20 protein-coding genes are annotated in these 17,950 nt (G+C 34.9%); 7 read left to right on the top strand and 13 right to left on the bottom strand.

From position 1 onward, the window contains the following. Positions 1–103: 103 nt before the first annotated feature. A complete protein-coding gene (locus MUA87_RS04950; RefSeq protein WP_002481642.1) occupies positions 104–1,204 on the top strand; it encodes an FUSC family protein in 1,101 nt (366 codons plus the stop codon). Between the two features lie 51 nt (positions 1,205–1,255). On the opposite strand, the gene MUA87_RS04945 is transcribed toward MUA87_RS04950, so the two are convergent. The 3 genes from MUA87_RS04945 to mutY form a co-directional block, all read right to left on the bottom strand. Next, complete coding sequence (locus tag MUA87_RS04945; protein WP_262551355.1) at positions 1,256–2,992, bottom strand: ABC transporter ATP-binding protein; 1,737 nt, start codon at positions 2,990–2,992, stop codon at positions 1,256–1,258. Positions 2,993–3,150: 158 nt separating this feature from the next. Next, a complete protein-coding gene (gene ntdP / locus MUA87_RS04940) occupies positions 3,151–3,693 on the bottom strand; it encodes a nucleoside tri-diphosphate phosphatase (protein ID WP_002481644.1) in 543 nt (180 codons plus the stop codon). A 72-nt stretch (positions 3,694–3,765) separates the two neighbouring features. Then, on the bottom strand, positions 3,766–4,812 hold the full coding sequence (gene mutY, locus MUA87_RS04935; RefSeq protein WP_262551354.1) for an A/G-specific adenine glycosylase: 1,047 nt from the start codon (positions 4,810–4,812) through the stop codon (positions 3,766–3,768). A gap of 119 nt (positions 4,813–4,931) precedes the next feature. Here mutY and MUA87_RS04930 point away from each other — a divergent pair, with 119 nt between their 5' ends. Further along, positions 4,932–5,915, top strand: coding sequence for a metal-dependent hydrolase (locus MUA87_RS04930; RefSeq protein WP_002481646.1), 984 nt, complete (start codon positions 4,932–4,934; stop codon positions 5,913–5,915). An 88-nt stretch (positions 5,916–6,003) separates the two neighbouring features. Here MUA87_RS04930 and MUA87_RS04925 read toward each other — a convergent pair whose 3' ends face one another. The 7 genes from MUA87_RS04925 to MUA87_RS04895 all read right to left on the bottom strand — a co-directional run bounded on the left by MUA87_RS04925 (position 6,004) and on the right by MUA87_RS04895 (position 11,486). After that, positions 6,004–6,843, bottom strand: coding sequence for a hypothetical protein (locus MUA87_RS04925; protein ID WP_023015855.1), 840 nt, complete (start codon positions 6,841–6,843; stop codon positions 6,004–6,006). Positions 6,844–6,853: 10 nt separating this feature from the next. Further along, positions 6,854–8,380, bottom strand: coding sequence for an ATP-binding cassette domain-containing protein (locus MUA87_RS04920; RefSeq protein WP_023015856.1), 1,527 nt, complete (start codon positions 8,378–8,380; stop codon positions 6,854–6,856). Positions 8,381–8,395: 15 nt separating this feature from the next. After that, positions 8,396–8,710, bottom strand: a complete 315-nt coding sequence (locus MUA87_RS04915; protein WP_002481649.1) for a YfhH family protein — start codon at positions 8,708–8,710, stop codon at positions 8,396–8,398. After that, a complete protein-coding gene (recX, locus tag MUA87_RS04910; RefSeq protein ID WP_023015857.1) occupies positions 8,703–9,506 on the bottom strand; it encodes a recombination regulator RecX in 804 nt (267 codons plus the stop codon). Before recX ends, MUA87_RS04915 begins: the two co-directional genes overlap by 8 nt. A 176-nt stretch (positions 9,507–9,682) precedes the next feature. Continuing rightward, positions 9,683–10,495 (bottom strand): monofunctional peptidoglycan glycosyltransferase SgtB, encoded by an 813-nt coding sequence (gene sgtB, locus MUA87_RS04905; protein ID WP_002481651.1) that lies wholly within the window; start codon positions 10,493–10,495, stop codon positions 9,683–9,685. A gap of 179 nt (positions 10,496–10,674) precedes the next feature. Next, on the bottom strand, positions 10,675–11,202 hold the full coding sequence (locus tag MUA87_RS04900; protein WP_002481652.1) for a type 1 glutamine amidotransferase domain-containing protein: 528 nt from the start codon (positions 11,200–11,202) through the stop codon (positions 10,675–10,677). Positions 11,203–11,318: 116 nt separating this feature from the next. Further along, positions 11,319–11,486 (bottom strand): SE1561 family protein, encoded by a 168-nt coding sequence (locus MUA87_RS04895; protein ID WP_096754677.1) that lies wholly within the window; start codon positions 11,484–11,486, stop codon positions 11,319–11,321. 172 nt (positions 11,487–11,658) lie between these two features. On the opposite strand from MUA87_RS04895, the gene yfkAB reads away from it, so the two are divergent. After that, positions 11,659–12,810 (top strand): radical SAM/CxCxxxxC motif protein YfkAB, encoded by a 1,152-nt coding sequence (gene yfkAB / locus MUA87_RS04890; protein ID WP_262549918.1) that lies wholly within the window; start codon positions 11,659–11,661, stop codon positions 12,808–12,810. Positions 12,811–12,878: 68 nt separating this feature from the next. Here yfkAB and MUA87_RS04885 read toward each other — a convergent pair whose 3' ends face one another. From MUA87_RS04885 to MUA87_RS04875, 3 genes are read right to left on the bottom strand one after another with little or no spacing between them, the layout of a single operon-like run. After that, positions 12,879–13,376, bottom strand: coding sequence for an acyl-CoA thioesterase (locus tag MUA87_RS04885; RefSeq protein WP_031262747.1), 498 nt, complete (start codon positions 13,374–13,376; stop codon positions 12,879–12,881). A 58-nt stretch (positions 13,377–13,434) separates the two neighbouring features. Beyond that, entirely contained in the window at positions 13,435–14,673 is a 1,239-nt protein-coding gene (locus tag MUA87_RS04880; protein ID WP_262551353.1) for an aminopeptidase, read from the bottom strand. A 36-nt stretch (positions 14,674–14,709) separates the two neighbouring features. After that, positions 14,710–14,916: a DUF1128 family protein gene (locus MUA87_RS04875; protein WP_002481657.1), complete on the bottom strand. Its 207-nt coding sequence runs from the start codon at positions 14,914–14,916 to the stop codon at positions 14,710–14,712. Positions 14,917–15,139: 223 nt separating this feature from the next. On the opposite strand from MUA87_RS04875, the gene MUA87_RS04870 reads away from it, so the two are divergent. From MUA87_RS04870 to MUA87_RS04855, 4 genes are all read left to right on the top strand, one after another. Then, positions 15,140–15,604 (top strand): low molecular weight protein-tyrosine-phosphatase, encoded by a 465-nt coding sequence (locus tag MUA87_RS04870; protein ID WP_023015860.1) that lies wholly within the window; start codon positions 15,140–15,142, stop codon positions 15,602–15,604. Between the two features lie 7 nt (positions 15,605–15,611). Continuing rightward, positions 15,612–15,902 (top strand): YtxH domain-containing protein, encoded by a 291-nt coding sequence (locus MUA87_RS04865; RefSeq protein ID WP_262551352.1) that lies wholly within the window; start codon positions 15,612–15,614, stop codon positions 15,900–15,902. A 130-nt stretch (positions 15,903–16,032) separates the two neighbouring features. Further along, the gene (locus tag MUA87_RS04860) at positions 16,033–17,109 is read left to right on the top strand and encodes a YihY/virulence factor BrkB family protein (protein ID WP_002481660.1); all 1,077 of its coding nucleotides are present in this window, start codon (positions 16,033–16,035) and stop codon (positions 17,107–17,109) included. Positions 17,110–17,316: 207 nt separating this feature from the next. Continuing rightward, positions 17,317–17,895 (top strand): beta-class carbonic anhydrase, encoded by a 579-nt coding sequence (locus MUA87_RS04855; protein WP_262551351.1) that lies wholly within the window; start codon positions 17,317–17,319, stop codon positions 17,893–17,895. Positions 17,896–17,950 lie beyond the last annotated feature (55 nt).

Here is a 17,950-nt window from a genome sequence, read left to right as displayed (position 1 = left end):
GAAAAACACATTGATTCAGTGTATAAACTTTAATATACGTTTTTGTTTTTGGAAACCACTTCCAAGCAAATGTGCATAAATAGGAATAAAGGAGCACACTCATTTGAAACTAGGTGCAAGAATATTTAAAACAGGTATTGCGATTGTCCTAGCGATGTTAATTGCATCACTGCTGCCAAAGAGTGCAGGCATTCCTACCGTAGCAGGTATCGGTGCAATTGTAGCAATGCAGCCAAGTGTATATCGTTCTTATAAAACTATAAAAGAACAGTTTCAAGGTAACTTAATCGGTGCAATTTTATCTGTATCGATGGTCAGTTTATTTGGCGATAGTATTATTATCATGGGCGCAACAGTTATAGTCTTGATTGCTTTATTATTCCAATTAAAACTTCAACATGTTGCAACCTTAGCCACAGTTACTGCCCTTATCATCATGGGTCAAGGTGGAGAAACAGGTAACTTCTATGCATCAGCGTTTTATCGTTTCGTGTTAGTGATGATTGGTGTTTTCAGTGCTTTCACTGTCAATGTCGCCTTCTTTCCACCTAAATACGAAACAAAGCTTTATTATAATTCAATGAATATCGCTTCTGATATTTTCATTTGGATTAAATTGGTTATTAACGATACAACAGAGTTTTACCATGTTAAAGAAGATACAAAGAGTATTAAAGAACGTTTGAAAAATCTGGAACAATTATTCAATTATTATAAAGAAGAACGTCCTTTCTTTAGAAAAAATTGGCCAGAATTAAATCGTAAAAAGATAATTTTCAAACAAGTTGTGACAACTACAAAAAGTGCCTATGATGTTTTGAGACGTATGCATCGTTACCAACATGATTTGCATAATATGAGTACTGATCTTCGTTTGCAAATCAAATTTGAACTAGATGATTTAATGACTTCATATGACCAAATTATGTTAAGCATCGCTCAAAAAGCAAGACACGATTTCGAGAATTTCCAAGCTCCTGTGGACATTCCGCAAAAAATTGAGTTAATGGAAGCATTTAAAAATGAAATGGTCCTGAACACTGAAACCTCTGAGTATTCAATTTCTAATGTCATGCAGATTATCTCAGCAATCGAGGAATTCAGTTATGATTTAGCACACTTAGACCGTTTGGTCATGAGTTATTTCCAATTCCATACAGATGACTCTAACATTGAAATTGAAGAAGAAGACTTAGACTTATAAAAAGAGAGCAGAAACTGTCCTCCGCTGAGGGACGTTTCTGCTCTTTCTTTATTATAAGTCTTGAATTGTATAAAGATGATGGTATGCACCTTGTTTAGCTAATAACTCTTGATGCGTACCGACTTCAATAATTTGTCCGTTTTCAACTACTACAATTTTATCTGCATGAGTGATTGTAGATAAGCGATGGGCAACGATTAATGTTGTTCTATTTTCACTTAAATGTGCTAAAGCTTCTTGAATGATTGCTTCACTTTCTAGGTCTAACGCACTTGTTGCCTCGTCTAAAATAATAATCGGCGGATTATTTAAGAATATACGTGCAAGTGAAATACGTTGTTTTTGACCACCTGATAATTTCACACCACGTTCCCCTACTTCAGTTTCATAACCTTCAGGCAGACTCATAATGAAATCGTGTGCGTTTGCGAGTTTAGCCGCTTCTATCACATCTTCATCACTCGCACCTGGTTTACCTAGTAAGATATTTTCTCTGATTGTGTCTGAGAATAAGATATTATCTTGTTGAACTAAACCGATTTGTTCACGCAAGCTAGATAATAAGAAGTCTTTTACATTATAACCATCTATAGTAATCGTTCCATCGGTAGAATCATAAAATCGAGGAATCAAGTTGATTAATGTCGATTTACCTCCACCAGACATTCCTACAAAGGCGACGGTTTCGCCATGATTCACATTTAACGAAATATCATCTAACACTTTAGGTGCATGTGGATTGTATCGGAAAGTTACATGATCTAATGAGATGTTACCTTCTGTGATTTTGAGCGGTTTCGCATAAGGTTCATCTTTTACATCATAGTCTTCATCTAATAAATGGAAAACACGGTCCATAGAAGCGAAACTTTGTGTCAATGTTGTAAATGAAGAAACAAGACGACGTAGAGGTCCGAAAAGTTGTTCTAAATAGCTGACGAACGCAGCTAACGTACCAACTGTAATGGAACCTGTTACTGCTAAATAACCACCGACGCCAATTACAATAATCGGTCCGATATCAGTTACCGTATTGATTGCTGCGAAAGAATAAGCATTCCAACGTGTGTGTTTAAAAGCACGATGTAAGAATTTACTGTTTTTCTTATCAAAGTTTTGCGCTTCATTTTGTTCAATTGCGAAACTTTTAATCACCGAAATACCTTGTACACGTTCGTGTAAGAACCCTTGTACTTCTGCTAAAGCTTGAGATCTTTCACGTGTTAGACTACGTAATCTTCCGAAGAAGTAATAAACCGTTAAAATGTAGAACGGGAATATAATCATAGCGGCTAATGTCAATTTAACATCAAGTACAAACATGATTGATAATGCGATAATAATTGTCACACAGTCTAACCAGATGTTCATTAGTCCTGTTAAAATAAAGTCTTTAGTCTGCTCAACGTCATTGATAACACGTGAAATCACTTCACCTGCTTTGTTGTTGGCATAGAAGCGTGCACTTAGTGCTTGCAAGTGATCATATAAACGTCTACGAATATCATAAAGTATTTTGTTGCTGGTCCACTGCGCTAAATACTGACGCATATATTCTATCGGTGGACGTACGACTGCAAATATAAAAAAGGCAATCCCGATTGCGATACCCAAGTGGCTTAATTTGTCTTGCGTGCCCATGCTCGGATTGTTGATGACATCATCAATTACATATTTGATTAATAATGGAATCAACATCGGAATGCCGAATTTAATGATACCGATAATAATGGTAGCTGCTATCCGCCATTTATACGGCTTAACAAACTTTAAATACCTGCGTATCATTGAGGCAATCCTCCCTTTCTATCCTTTTCTAATGCGAAATAAATCAACGAGGCGAGACATTTTATTGCGATGTCCCAACCTCGTATTACGATTATTATTCATACCAAAGTTATTATAATTAAAAACACAAGACGTAATAAAGCAATCTGCTTGATATGCTAACCTTGTCTCAGCTTTTTAAAGCGTTCTCTCCAAACTTTAATAAAGTCTGGCGCAAACGGACCTTTCTTTTGTTCAATCCATTGTTGTAAGATATCAACATTCCTGCGTAAAATCGCATCTATATCTTTAGGATAGTTCATTTGCTGCATATGTTGTTGGTACTCGTCTTCATCCAACAAATGATATTTACCATTCGGATAAACTTTGATATCTAAATCATAATCAATATATTTCAATGCTTCTTCATCACAAACAAATGGTGACGATAAGTTGCAATAATAATATACACCGTCTTCTCTGAACATACAGATGACATTAAACCAATATTCCGAGTGGAAATAGACGATTGCTGGTTCTCTGGTAATCCATGTACGTCCATCGCTTTCGGTTACAAGCGTGTGGTCATTGCCCCCAATCACAACATGGTCTGTCCCTTTTAAAATCGTAGTTTCTGACCAAACTCTATGAATGTTGCCATCGTGCTTGTAACTTTGTATTTTAATACGTTCTCCTTCTTTCGGTATGGACTCTTTTACCATGTTCCACACCTCCTCCTGGCTATTTTTCACAATCACAATTATAACATAATGCTTTTTTAAACTCAGACTTAACTACTTCGTTGTTAAATAGTTTAATACTTTATGCATCGATGCTGGAAAGTTGTAGTGATCTCTATCCTCTAAACGCATCCATACAAAGCGATCACTTAATTGTGTTTGTGACTCATCTATAACATCGTCAACTTGATAGACTTGAATGTCCCAAGTTAAATGTGTGAATTGATGTTTTAACTTAAATATCGGTGTCTCACTAATAGATATGTCTTGTTGTAATAAATCATGAAGCTGTTCTTCACTATAAGTTGCTTCATACATCGGGAACTCCCACATTCCATGTAATAGCTTTTCTGTACGTTGTTCAATTAACACTTCATCATTTTGATTATAAATGACATAACAATTTTGTTTAATTGTCTTCTTTTTAATCTTTTTAGGTTTGACGGGTAGTTGATCAACCGTCCCTTTTTCTAATGCTTCGCAGTGTGATTGAACTGGACATAATAAACAAAGCGGTGATTTCGGTGTACAAATTAATGCGCCAAGTTCCATCATAGCTTGGTTAAATTGGCCTGCATGTGTTGTAACATAAGGACGCAATTCACTTTCGAATTTTTTGCGGACAGATTGTTTTGTAGTATCACTGAAATCATTATTTAAGCGAGACCACACACGAAAAACATTACCATCAACGGTTGGCAATGGTAAATCAAACGCAATACTCATCACCGCTGCTTGTGTATAAGGTCCCACACCTTTTAATCGTCCGAACAAATCCGGATTGCTTGGGACATTACCGTTATATTGCGTCGCAACTTCTTGCACTGCATGGTGAAAATTGCGTGCACGACTATAATAGCCTAATCCTTCCCAATATTTTAAAACTTCATCTTGTGATGCTTGACTTAAATCTTCAACTGTCGGAAAACGTTCTGTGAAACGATGATAATAATCTATCACTGTTTTAACTTGTGTCTGTTGAAGCATAACTTCACTAATCCAGATATAATAAGGATTAGTCGTTTCTCGCCAAGGCATTTCACGTTGATTGGTTTCAATCCAATCTAATAAATCTCTTTTGAAACTATTTTGCTGTTTCATTCTTCAATAGTTCTCCTTCTCTCTTGTCAACACACCCTTTAATTAAGGGTGAATTGATTTAGTTATTTGTCATTATGTTTTATACTATATGTAAGATTAATTGAAATGAGTGAACAATTATGGATACAGGCACACATATCGTCATGGGCATTGGGCTTACTGCGCTAGCCATGCATGACCCGACCCTGTCAGATCATTTTGGTGCTGCGGCTACAACCTTAATCGCAGGTTCTTTAATTCCTGACAGCGACACTGTATTAAAACTAAAAAATAATGCTGTTTATATATCTAATCATAGAGGTATCACACATTCAATACCTTTCACTATATTATGGCCGATACTTATAACCTTACTCGTTTTTACCTTTTTCAGCCATATTAATCCATTGCATATTTGGCTATGGGCACAACTTGCAGTCTTTTTACACGTCTTTGTAGATATATTTAATTCCTACGGTACGCAAGCGTTGCGGCCTTTCTCAAATAAATGGATACAATTGAGTGTGATTAATACCTTTGATCCTTACATCTTTATTTTATGGTGTTTAGGCATTGTGCTATGGGCTTTTGGCTTAAATGCATTTGCGGTGTATATTCCAATTTTCATCGTATTAGTGATTTATTATATTGTACGTTTTATCTTCCAAGCCACAATTCGAAAACGTGTTTTACGTATGGTCAGCAGTCAAGATAATGCACACTTAGTTAAAGTATTTGTGGCACCTACTATGAAATTTATGGAATGGCGTGTCGCAGTTCAAACACAAACTCACGACTATGTCGGACGCAGTTATGGGACAAACGTCGTTTTCGCTGATAAAGTGAAACGTCAACCATTCCCTGATGAAGAATTAATGCAGGTATTACGTAACGACCCTAATATCAAAGCGTTTTTAAACTTCTCTTCTATATACAGATGGGATACTCGTCGTTTAAGCGATAATATTCTTGAAGTCCGCTTCATCGACTTACGTTATTTAAACAAAGATCACTATTCTTTCGTAGCGATTGTACATTTGGACCAAGACTTAAATATCACCCATTCATACACAGGTTGGGTCTTTAGTGAACAGAAATTGATGAAAAAACTTTATACACATTAATAAAAGAACGAGAACAAAATGTATCAACTACACTTTGTTCTCGTTTTATTTTTTCTATGATTATTTTAATATACCTAAACTCATTTGATTAATGATCAAAATTGGAGTTTTTCACCTTTTCAGGTTCAGCCGTATTTTTTAAATGAATAGAACGATTAGTTGTCATTCTAAATTTCTCATATGCGATATGTGGTCTTAGAATATACAATAATAGACTTGCGATACCTAACCATACAATAAAGAAGAAATGATAAGGTATATTGCCCAAACTATTAACACCGATAATCACAGCTTCTTCAATACCAGAAACTAAATAAAATAATGGATTTAACATTAAAATATGCATCCAAATTGATTTATGTGGACCTGGAATGAAAAAGATCGGTACGATAATGAACATAACCGCAAATACGATATAGAGTGTCATATCAAAAATATTGTAACGGCTGATCATTCTTACTAAACCTAATACTTGCGAAACAATCATCACAAATAAATTCCACATGATCCAGTAAAAGCCAATAGCCCAAAATGAACTATCTAAGTTGACGGGTTTGACCAGGACAACTAATGCGATAGAAAGTAATAATCCTACTGAAAAAATCAGTGTATAGATAATACTTTTAAAAGCGGTTGGATAGTCATAGTTCTTATATTCATAATAATCTCTGCGATAACGCATTGTGTTGAAATATAAAGTAACAAGTGTCCAAGATAATGTGATGAAACCGATGAAGCGGTAATACCACACAGCTTGTGTTTCTTCTGTCGCGTTAATGATTTTTAAAAACAGCAACATTACGAGTAATAACAATACTGAAGCTACAAGCGGAATCGCGAACCATCTCCAATTCCGCTTCAAACTCCCCATTAAATGTTTCATCATTTGCGGCAAGCTATAATAAAAATTTATCAATTTATCTATCAAACGGTCTCACCTACAATTCTATATAAATCCATTTATTATCTTTCAAATCAGCAATAAAGTAACCATTGCCTGATTTTGTGACCCAGTAATCTCCTTGAATATCAAATTTATCTTTTAATTTGTCTTTATCAACAATCGGGAATACAAATCCTGTTAAATGATCATTATCATTGAACAATAAATCTACAGGCTGTTGTGTGACTGGCGCAACAAAACGTTGATCTTTCTCAGGAACTAAACTTTTAACTGCTTTCTTGTGAGATTGTCCTAAGTGACTATTATAGAAATCTATATAATTAATATAATTAGATTTCATGTAATCTTCGAGTGTATCTTTACTATGTCTTTCATAAAGACCTGCTGGATTGAAATGATATAATTTATTTTTACCAATTACATAAGATTTATCATCGATAACCAGTCGATATTTATTATCATTTTCTCCAGTAATCGTCACAAATGTATATTTCGGCAGCTTCACTTTATGTTTATGGTCAATCCCTTTAACTTCAATATTGTTATTCATCACAATACCGTAGGTCAAAGTCTCATCAAATACACCTTTTTTCTGAGCTTGTAATTTACTTTGTTCAGTGTTTTGCGCAAAATGCACAATCCCTAAATTGTTAAACAACAATACCGCTGTAAAAATAAAGCCGACCAGTAACAAAACACTCCAACCGATAACACGTGCCAAGAAAGGTGTCGGTTTTGCGTGTTTATAACGTTCAATTCGTTTGAAGTTATAAGACATTTCAGGAATACGCGTACGTTTTTCTTTCCAGTCTACATCAAACTGCGCTTTTTCTTCTTCAGTTTTTAATGATTGACGGTCTCGTTCATGTTCTTTAAATGCAGGTAACACACGACTCAATGGACCTTCCATACGTAATTGGCCATGTGAAATCCATACGGCATAGTTACATACTGCCTGGATAACCTTTAAATTATCATCGATTGTAATCATTGTAAGTTCATCATCTATGTAATCTTGAGAAAGTGTTATGGCTTTCTCCATAAATGCATCATCCAATTCACTTAATACATGATTAAAGATAATGATATCTGCTTTAGACGTACGTGCTAAACTTACAATTAATTGTGCATACTCACGATCAGTTAACTGGTAAACTAGCTTATCTTTCTGCTCATATAAATCAGCATAGCGCAAAATTTGTTCGACTTTATGTCCAGAAACCGTATATGTAAATAATTCCACTGCATTTTGAACAAGCGCAGTCACCGTTTCTTCGTGTAAATGTTTATCTTCGATATCTCCGAAATATAAACTGCCGTTACGTCGGATACGCCCTTTATCAGGTTTAACTTCACCGGCTAAGATTCTGCCGATTAACGTTTTCGACGCACCAGGCTCCCCTATAATACCTAATGATTCTCCTTGATATAAGTGAAGTGACACATTATTCAATTCGATATCTTCAGCATCATAACCATACGGCAGATACCATTTTTTTCTATTCTTTTTACGATAATAATGTGTAATATTCAGTAATTTTAATACAATCGAACTCGCCATAATTTCTACATCCTTCTAAAGTTTTAATAATGCGACTGGGATGCCTTCTTCACTTAGTCCGCTATGCAGGATTTTGCCCCATGCAAAGACACCTTTCAAACGATCTACACGCATATAACGTTTCGTACCATCATTTAATTCATAAAGTTTACCGAATTCAATTTTATCTGTATCTACTAAGTAACTTTCCGCAATGATGACTTTTGTACGGTAGACATCATATTCATTTAAAATGCCGTTCATTTCTGCTTTACGCATTTTTTCTTTATATTTTTGTATTTCATTTAAAATTTCACTCTTAGTCATTTCGCTTAAACTTTTCTCAGTCATCGCTAATCCCGCTTTCTCTTAATTTATCTTTAATTGTATCATACTCATAGCCTTTTCTGAGAAGTGCTTCTATTGTTTTCATCACAAGTTGTTGCCCGCTATATTTGCGTTCATTTTTACGATACACTTTTTCTAATTCCTTTTGCAATAAAGCATCAATTTCATCTGTATCTGGTTCAAAATCTAAGGCTTGCATCGCTTCATTAATCATCTCGAATGAATAGCCTTTTTGTAATAATGATTGTTTCACTTTATCTGTCCGCTTCTTCATCGGCCCTTTCTTTTGATGCATCAATTTATCAGCAAGCGCAACGATATCTTCAAGCGGTTGTTCTTGTTCATAACGTTCGCCATAATCTTCAATAATATTCTTTTCGACTCCGGCTTTATAAAGCTTTTGTTTGTAAATTTCAGGCCCTTTATCAGTAGTCCGAATCATAGTATTTTTTAAACTTTCCGCATAATCTTGATGATCAATATAGCCTTCTTGATGACAATAAGCAATGACTTCTGCAATAGCTACCTCATTGATTTCATGTTTTTGTAAATGTGTAATGACTTCTTGTTCAGTTCTTTTACGATATGAAAGATATTGAACAGCGTAATGTAACCCTAAGCGATAATGCTCATACTTTTGAATATGCATCATATCTTCAGCAGTGAGCGCATCGCCTTTTTTTAAATTAAAGTGTACTAAAGTATCCATATCGATACCCATCTCAAAGGCACCGTCTAAGTATAAATTAAACCGCTCTTTATTTTTCTTTTGAACTTCAATCATTGTAATTTTAGGCATGGTCTCACCTCTTCTCTTAAATTCATAACGGTATCGATACTTATTGTAAAACAAATGCATGTACTTTTATAGCATTATCCTCCTGAATTTACACAAGTAACATACATTGTCTCTTTTAAGCATGCGACATATAAAAAAGGCAATGCAGCTGAATATACTGATTGCCTGAAATCGCATTAAACGCCTAACTGAGCTAATGCTGTTTTATATTGTTCATCGTTGATATAACCTTGCTGCTTCATCTTTTCTAAATTGATTTTGACACGGTTAATATAGTTCTGTGACATATTATTGACATCATATACACTTGGCGCATTAATTTTACTTGCTAAAATGGCACTTTGAAGCACACTAATCGTCGGCATATTTTGACTGTTTGCGACGGTCGTTGTACCAAAGTAATGATTTGCAGCACTTTCAATAGTATATTGATTATCACCAAAATAAATATTATTAACGTAAAAGCTCAATATCTCTTCTTTAGAATATTCCCGTTCCATACGCGATGCGACCAATATTTCTTTCACTTTCCGTGTAAAACTTTGTTCATTTCCATAATAATAATTTTTAACAACTTGTTGACTGATTGTACTGCCACCTTGTACCGATTGATCACTTAAAGTCGTGAACAGTGCCCTAAATATACCTTTCACATCAAATGCGCCATGGTCATAGAATCGCTCATCTTCCATAGCGATAAAAGCGCCTTTAGTATAATTCGGCATATCATTGATTGGAACAAACGTAGATTTATTTTCAATGGTTTTTAAGTCCTCTACATTGGCACGTGATGACAATGCATACATCACACCAAAGAAGAGTGCAATTACAATAATGAGTCCAATAAGTAATTTTAAAAATAGCCCTTTGCTTTTTCTTTTTCTCGGCGGTGTACCTACGGGTTGATAATAAGTATTATAATGGGGTGTATTCTGTGTGCCTCTTGTTGTCTCACGTTGAGACCTCGATAGCCTTTCGCTTCTTTTCATACACAGATCTCCTCAATCTATTTTAGTATTTCACACATATTATAATTGAGAACTGTTTGATATGAAATAAGAATTATACGTTTTGACACAAAATCGGTCTTGAGTAGTACACATGGATACTCCTGGATATGTAAAAAACCGGAATATCTTATAGATACTCCGGCTAAGCTTATAACTACTTATTTTTCATTATTTTTTAATGCGTCAACAATTGCTTTGTTGAAGTCATCTAAATCATCAGGTGTACGACTTGTTACAAGATTTTTATCAACGACTACTGATTCATCTTTAACATGTGCACCTGCGTTTTCTAAGTCTTTACGTACGTTTAATACCGCTGTTAACGTACGGCCATTTAAATCATCAGTATCAATTAATACTTGTGGACCATGGCAAATCGCAAAGATTGGGTCATCTTCTTTAATAAATGCTTTTGCGAATGTACCATATCTTCCTTCTACGTCTCCACGTAAATGGTCTGGTGAGAATCCGCCTGGAATTAATAATGCTGAATAATCGCTTGGTTCAGCTGAGCCGATATCTACATCAACTTTAGCTTTTGTACCGTGTTTACCTACGACTTCTTCTCCAGCTTCTGAGCCGATAATCACTGTATTGTAGCCTGCTTCTTCGATTGCTTCTTTTGGACTAGTTAATTCAATATCCTCAAAGTCATTACCTAAAATAATTGCTACTGTTTGTGCCATTTATTTATCACCTTTCTATTCTATACAATAAATTGTATTCAGAATTACTTTTGTCTTTGATTGTACTTATTGTATAGACCAAAATGTCATGATTTAAACATAGAAAGTATGGGACCTTACTTCTCACGTTGATAAAGTTTTACTTTTTCTTCTAATTGGTCTAGTAAACCAATCCATTCATCAACATCTTCAACACTGACTTTATCTGGATCCACATGATCAATTTCATCTACAAATTCAGATAATCTCGTTTTAATGTTCGTAATTAATTCATTTTCGCTCATTTTCATGATAAGGCTCCTTCTTTAAAAATATAATTCTATTCTAACATGCGATTGACAAAATTCACTAGAATATTAATAATATGGAATGACTCATCTTTTGTGATTTGAATCTTTCACTTCACATTACCCCTTTTTTATTAAGAAATACATTGTATAGAAAGAAGGCAAAATTATGATTGGCCAATCTACGAATATTAAAAAGCCGATTACTATAGCAAATGATCCTTGGGAGGCATACAACGATGTCGAAGCGTTCGGCAGCTTGCAGTTAAGCAATATTGAATTCACCACAACGAATTTATGTAATATGCGCTGCAGTCATTGTGCTGTCGGTTATACCTTACAAACAAGAGATCCTGAACCGCTTCCAATGGAATTAATGTTTAAACGTTTAGATGAAATTCCTAATTTACGTACCCTATCTATCACAGGCGGCGAACCGATGTTTTCTAAGAAATCAATTCGAAATGTGGTTAAACCGCTATTAAAATATGCCTATAATCGCGGTATTTATACACAAATGAACTCTAATCTAACTTTACCGCAAGATCGCTATTTAGATATTGCTGAATACATAGACGTGATGCATATTTCACACAACTGGGGAACAACGGATGAATTCGCTACAGTTGGATTCGGCGCAATGGAAAAACAGCCGCCGCTTAAAGCAAAACTCAAACTTTATGAACAAATGATTGAGAATTCTAGAACATTATCTGAACAAGGCATGTTTGTCTCTGCTGAAACGATGTTGAACCAAAGCACGAAACCTTACCTTGAAAAAATTCATCGTGAAGTGGTAAATGATATGAAATGCAGTCGACATGAAATTCATCCGATGTATCCATCTGATTTTGCGAGTCAGCTTAACGTACTTAGTTTGAAAGAAATTAAAGAAACTATACGTCACCTTTTAGAAATTCGTGACGAATCTGTATGGATGTTGTTTGGGACACTACCGATTTATCCATGCATTCAAGATGAAGACGATGCACAATTATTCAAACAACTGCGTTCAGCAAAAAATGTCAGCTTACGTAATGATCCAGACGGCCGCAGCCGTTTGAACGTCAATGTCTTTACTGGCGATGTGATTGTGACGGACTTCGGCGATGAGACAGGTTCTATTTCTAATATCCAAACCGATCGTCTTACAGATGTTTTCGACAAATGGCTCGCTTCAGACTTAGCACAAAGTTTGAATTGTCATTGTGCACCGGTACATTGCTTAGGACCGAACTTACTTGTAAAAAATATGTATTATCCAAATACTGATTTCCGAGAAAAAGAAAAAATGATGCATCGCATCTTCCAACAACAATAACGTTAATAATACAAAATGGCATCTCAACACTTCATTTTATGTTGAGATGCCATTTTTAATTGCTTATTTTATTCAATATGTCGTCTTCTCGTTAAGAACTCTAAGGTATCTTTACTTTCTTGACGACGTTCTTTTCTGCGTTTTACACGTGCAGGCGCAGTACTATGGAACCATTCTTGAATTTCACCTTCAGGATAAACATCTGGCACTTCTGTTGGTTTGCCGTTTTCATCTAACGCTACAAATGTTAAGAAGCTGAGTGCTGCCATATGTTTTTTATCATTGATGATATCTTGAAGAATGATTTGTACACAAACTTCCATTGAACTTGAACCAGCGTATGAAACCATTGCTTCATATGAAATAATATCTCCATTACGGATAGGTAATAAAAAGTCCACTGAATCTGTAGAAGCTGTAACAACTGGCGTACTGCTGTGTTTCATAGCGCAGATTGCCGCAATTTCATCAATGTTCGCCATTAAGAGTCCACCGAACATAGTATGATGATGATTCGTATCTTGCGGATATACTTGACGATCTTTTACAGTTTTTGATGCTGACATTGGTTTACTTTCTCTTTGTTCCACAATTGATCTCCTTTATGAATTGATTATATTTATTTTAGTAAGCCCAGTTACCGTCTTTAAACACAATCTCTTCTTCCCCATCTTGCGTGATACCATAAATCGTTAAATCTGCGCTGCCAATCATGAAGTCTTCATGAATAAACGCATCATTTAAACCTTCTTCTGTTAATTGTTCACGTGTCATTTCTGTACCGCCAATTATCGTAAACGGATAACCAGCGCCTAATGCGATGTGGCAAGAAGCATTTTCATCTAACAATGTGTTATAAAAGACACGATTACGATTTGAAATCGGTGAATTGTCTGGAACTAACGCGACTTCCCCTAGATATCTTGAACCTTCATCAGTATCAAGTAAGTCACGTAATACTTCTTCCCCTTTTTCAGCAGAAAAATCTACAACTTTGCCATCTTTAAATGTAAGCGTAAAGCCATCGATCAGCGTTCCGTTATAGCTGAGCGGAAGTTTATTTGTCACATGACCGTTTACACGATTACGATCAGGGGCTGTAAATACCTCTTCAGTTGGGATATTGGCAATAAATTCTTGTCCATCATTTGTGAAACTTGTCGCATCTTGCCATAAATGATTCTTAGGCAAGCCAATTGTTAAATCTGTACCTTCTGAAACATAGTGAAGTGCTGAATATTGTTTGTTTTGTAGATATTTAGCGTGTTCACTTAAGTTTTGGATATGTTGATTCCAGTTTTCAATCGGATCATTACCATCTACACGAACAATGTCTAATAATTCATCAATGAATTTTTCATAAGCTGCTTCAGCATCTAATTCAGGATAGACACGTTGTGCCCATGCTTTGTTCGGATATACGACTACACACCATGGTAAGTCATTATTTTGAATTGCTTCCATATATCCTTTGAATCCTTTTGAATAAGCTTTGCCGAAAGCTGCTTTTTTAGCACTATCTGCATTACTTAATAAATCAGGGTCAGAACTCATTAAAGCTAAGTTCGCAGCACCACGTTTTACATAATCCATACGTTCTTCAATATCATAATCTTTCAAATCATTTTCTTCGAAGTATTCTACAGATTCATGTTCAAATTTTAAACGTCTTAATGTATCATCTGCATATTTTACTCTTACATCAGAAGCGCCGCGTTTGTATGCTGCCTCAACGATATCATGCGTTAATTCTAAAGCATCTACTGATGAACGAATAAATACTGGTTGCCCCTCTTGCACATTCATACCAACATCTACGATAAGTTGTGCATATTGTTTTAGCTTTTCTTGTAATTGTGACATAACAAAGTTCCTCCTTATTCTGACTGCTGTTTGTTCTTACGATTGTCGTAGTTCGCCTAATTCAGATGCGATGGCAGTCACTTCACTTGGTGAAAATTTTTCTTTTGAAGTAACAAAGCTATGAATTTCTTTGATTTTAGCTTCATCTGCATCTTCAAATTTATCAGGATCGATTAGATTAACGTTTACCACGTTTAGTTTCTCTCTGATATCAATGATCATATCTCTATTTGTTTCTGACATTTAAATCACCTCTTTATGTTTATATATTATCAAACTCAACAATTCCTGAAAACTTTTGATAATTTACTCTTTAGATGTTGATTAAAAACCGATAAGATAATATTATATGGGTTATTTCATCAGAGTTCGGGTAAATATTATCTATGGAACGTTAGGTATACCTTGTATCTATGTTCATCATACGCTTTATTTATCCGGCTGAAAAATAATTTGGAGGTAAAATATGACTACAGTAGCATTTGTCTGTTTAGGCAATATTTGTCGTTCTCCAATGGCTGAAGCAATTATGAAACAACGTCTGAAAGACCGCGGTATAGAAGGCATTGAAGTTGTCTCACGCGGTACAGGCAGTTGGAATTTAGGCCAAGCACCTCACGAAGGAACACAACGCATTTTAAATACTCACAACATACCTTTTGACGGTATGATCAGTGAACTATTTGAATCTACGGATGACTTTGATTACATTATTGCGATGGATCAAAGTAATGTGGATAACATTAAGCGTATCAATCCAGAGTTGAAGGGCCAATTATTCAAATTGTTGGAATTCAGCGATATGGAAGAACAAGATGTACCTGATCCTTACTATACAAATAATTTTGAGGGTGTATTCGATATGGTACAATCATCATGTGATAATTTAATTGATTACATTCTTAAAGACACAAATTCTAAAGAGGGGTAGATAAATTATGAATAACAAATTAGTACCAGGCATTTTATTAGGCGCTTTAGTCGGCGGAGCAATTACATTAGCTAACAAAAATACGCGAAATGCATTAAAAAGCAGTATTCAGAACTTAAAAGAAGGTAAACGTTCTGACAGAGGACCTTCAAAAATCAGCGTAATCAAAGAAGAAGTTCTTTACTGGAAAGATGCTATCGAAGAAATTCGTCGCAATAACCCAGAATTAGAACGTGCATTGAAAAATGCGAAAAACACGTTACAAGAGCGTAAACAAAACGATAAACACTTAAACTAATTATAGGTTTAAGAGCATTACAATGCGTTGACTATAGGGATAAACTTAAGTGAGTTTTACTCATCTAAGTTCTATCCCCCTTTTTTCAACTCATTGACCAACTGAATATAGTAATAAAGGAGTACATGTTATGTCTCATTCAAATGAAAAAGACAAAAATAATAAAAAAGAAGGGATTTTTCAAAAAGTAAAAGAAAAGTCTGAGGGTATTACACACGAAGATCATAATAATTATGTGGCACCGCAAGAATTCAAATCTAAGTCACCAAAAAAATCAAATCAGACATTCTTTGTAGCTAGAAATAACAAACCGGCTAAATATACGAAAGATTCCAATTTCTTTTCATTTTTAATTTATCGAATTGGTAAAGATGATGCGACAGGCTTAGCAGCACAGCTTTCATATTACTTTATGTTATCACTGTTCCCTATGTTGCTATTTTTGCTTTCACTTTTACCATTATTCCAAATCGATAGAAATAAAATTGTCGGTATGATTGCAAAAAATGCACCTGCTTCTACAGCGGATCTACTGACAGGTATTATCGAAGATATTATGAAAAATGCCAGCGGCGGTATTTTATCAGTAGGTTTGATTTTGGCACTTTGGTCTGCCTCAAATGGTATGACAGCCTTAATGAACGCGTTCAACGTAGCATATGATGTTGAAGACGGCAGAAACCCTATCGTATTGAAATTAATCAGTGTGCTATTCACTGTGATTATGGGTGCAGTATTTATTGCGGCCTTAATCTTACCAGTTTTCGGTCAACAAATCGGTCATTTATTATTTGGTCCGCTTGGACTTGATAGCCAAGTGAAATGGGTATTTAGTATTTTACGATTCTTATTACCATTTATCGTGATTTTCTTATTATTCTCAACACTATATGCCCTAGCACCGAATATCAAAATTAAATTCAAATCTGTATTACCAGGTGCACTTTTCGCATCAATAGTATGGATTCTAGGTACTGCAGCGTTTGGTTTCTATGTTTCAAACTTCTCAAACTACTCTAAAACATACGGCAGTATCGGTGGTATCATCGTGTTAATGTTATGGCTATATATCACTGGTTTCATCATCATTGTCGGTGCTGAGATCAATGCGATTATTAACCAACGCAGAACATTGAAACACGGAGATTCACTTGAAGAACGTGAATTTGAACGTGCAGAAATGCAGAATCCTCATACTGAAAGATAATCATATTACTTAAAGAGCAAGTCACTTTGTATAAAATCAAAGTTGATGTTGCTCTTTTTCTTTTATTTTTTAAAAACATGTTATTTTATGTATTCATTAGGGTATGATAATATTTGGTTAGTGACATTTTTGTGAACTAGTCATGACAGTCAATTCATCTTGATATAACAAAACAACTAAATTCAGGATACAGGAAGTGTAAATAAGATGACATTATTAGACAGTATTTTATCTTACAATAAGGAATTTGTGGAAAACAAAGAGTTTGAAAACTATTCCACAAGTAAAAAACCAAATAAAAAAGCAGTATTATTCACTTGTATGGATACACGTTTACAAGACTTAGGCACAAAAGCTTTAGGTTTTAATAACGGAGATTTAAAAGTAGTCAAAAATGCAGGCGCTATTATTACGCATCCATACGGTTCTACAATTAAAAGTTTATTAGTTGGTATTTATGCATTAGGTGCTGAAGAAATTATTATTATGGCACACAAAGACTGCGGCATGGGTAGTTTAGACGTAAATACTGTAAAAGATGCAATGAAAGAACGTGGCGTTACTGATGAAACGTTTGATATTATCAAACACTCTGGTGTAGACGTGGAGAACTTCTTAGAAGGCTTCGAAAACGCAAGTGATAATGTTAAACATAATATTGATATGCTTTATCATCATCCATTATTTGATAAAAAAGTACCAATTCATGGTCTTGTGATTGATCCGCATACTGGCGAATTAGAATTAATCCAAGATGGCTATGAACTGGCAGAAAAAAATAAATAGTACATAAACTGTATTATGGATAATACAAAGGCAAGATTGAAAGCACTCATTTTCA

This window comes from Staphylococcus simulans (genome assembly GCF_025561465.1).
Classification (GTDB): Bacteria; Bacillota; Bacilli; order Staphylococcales; family Staphylococcaceae; genus Staphylococcus; species Staphylococcus simulans.
Note: the sequence above shows the minus strand (reverse complement) of the source record. Positions and strands in the feature narration are given on the sequence as shown.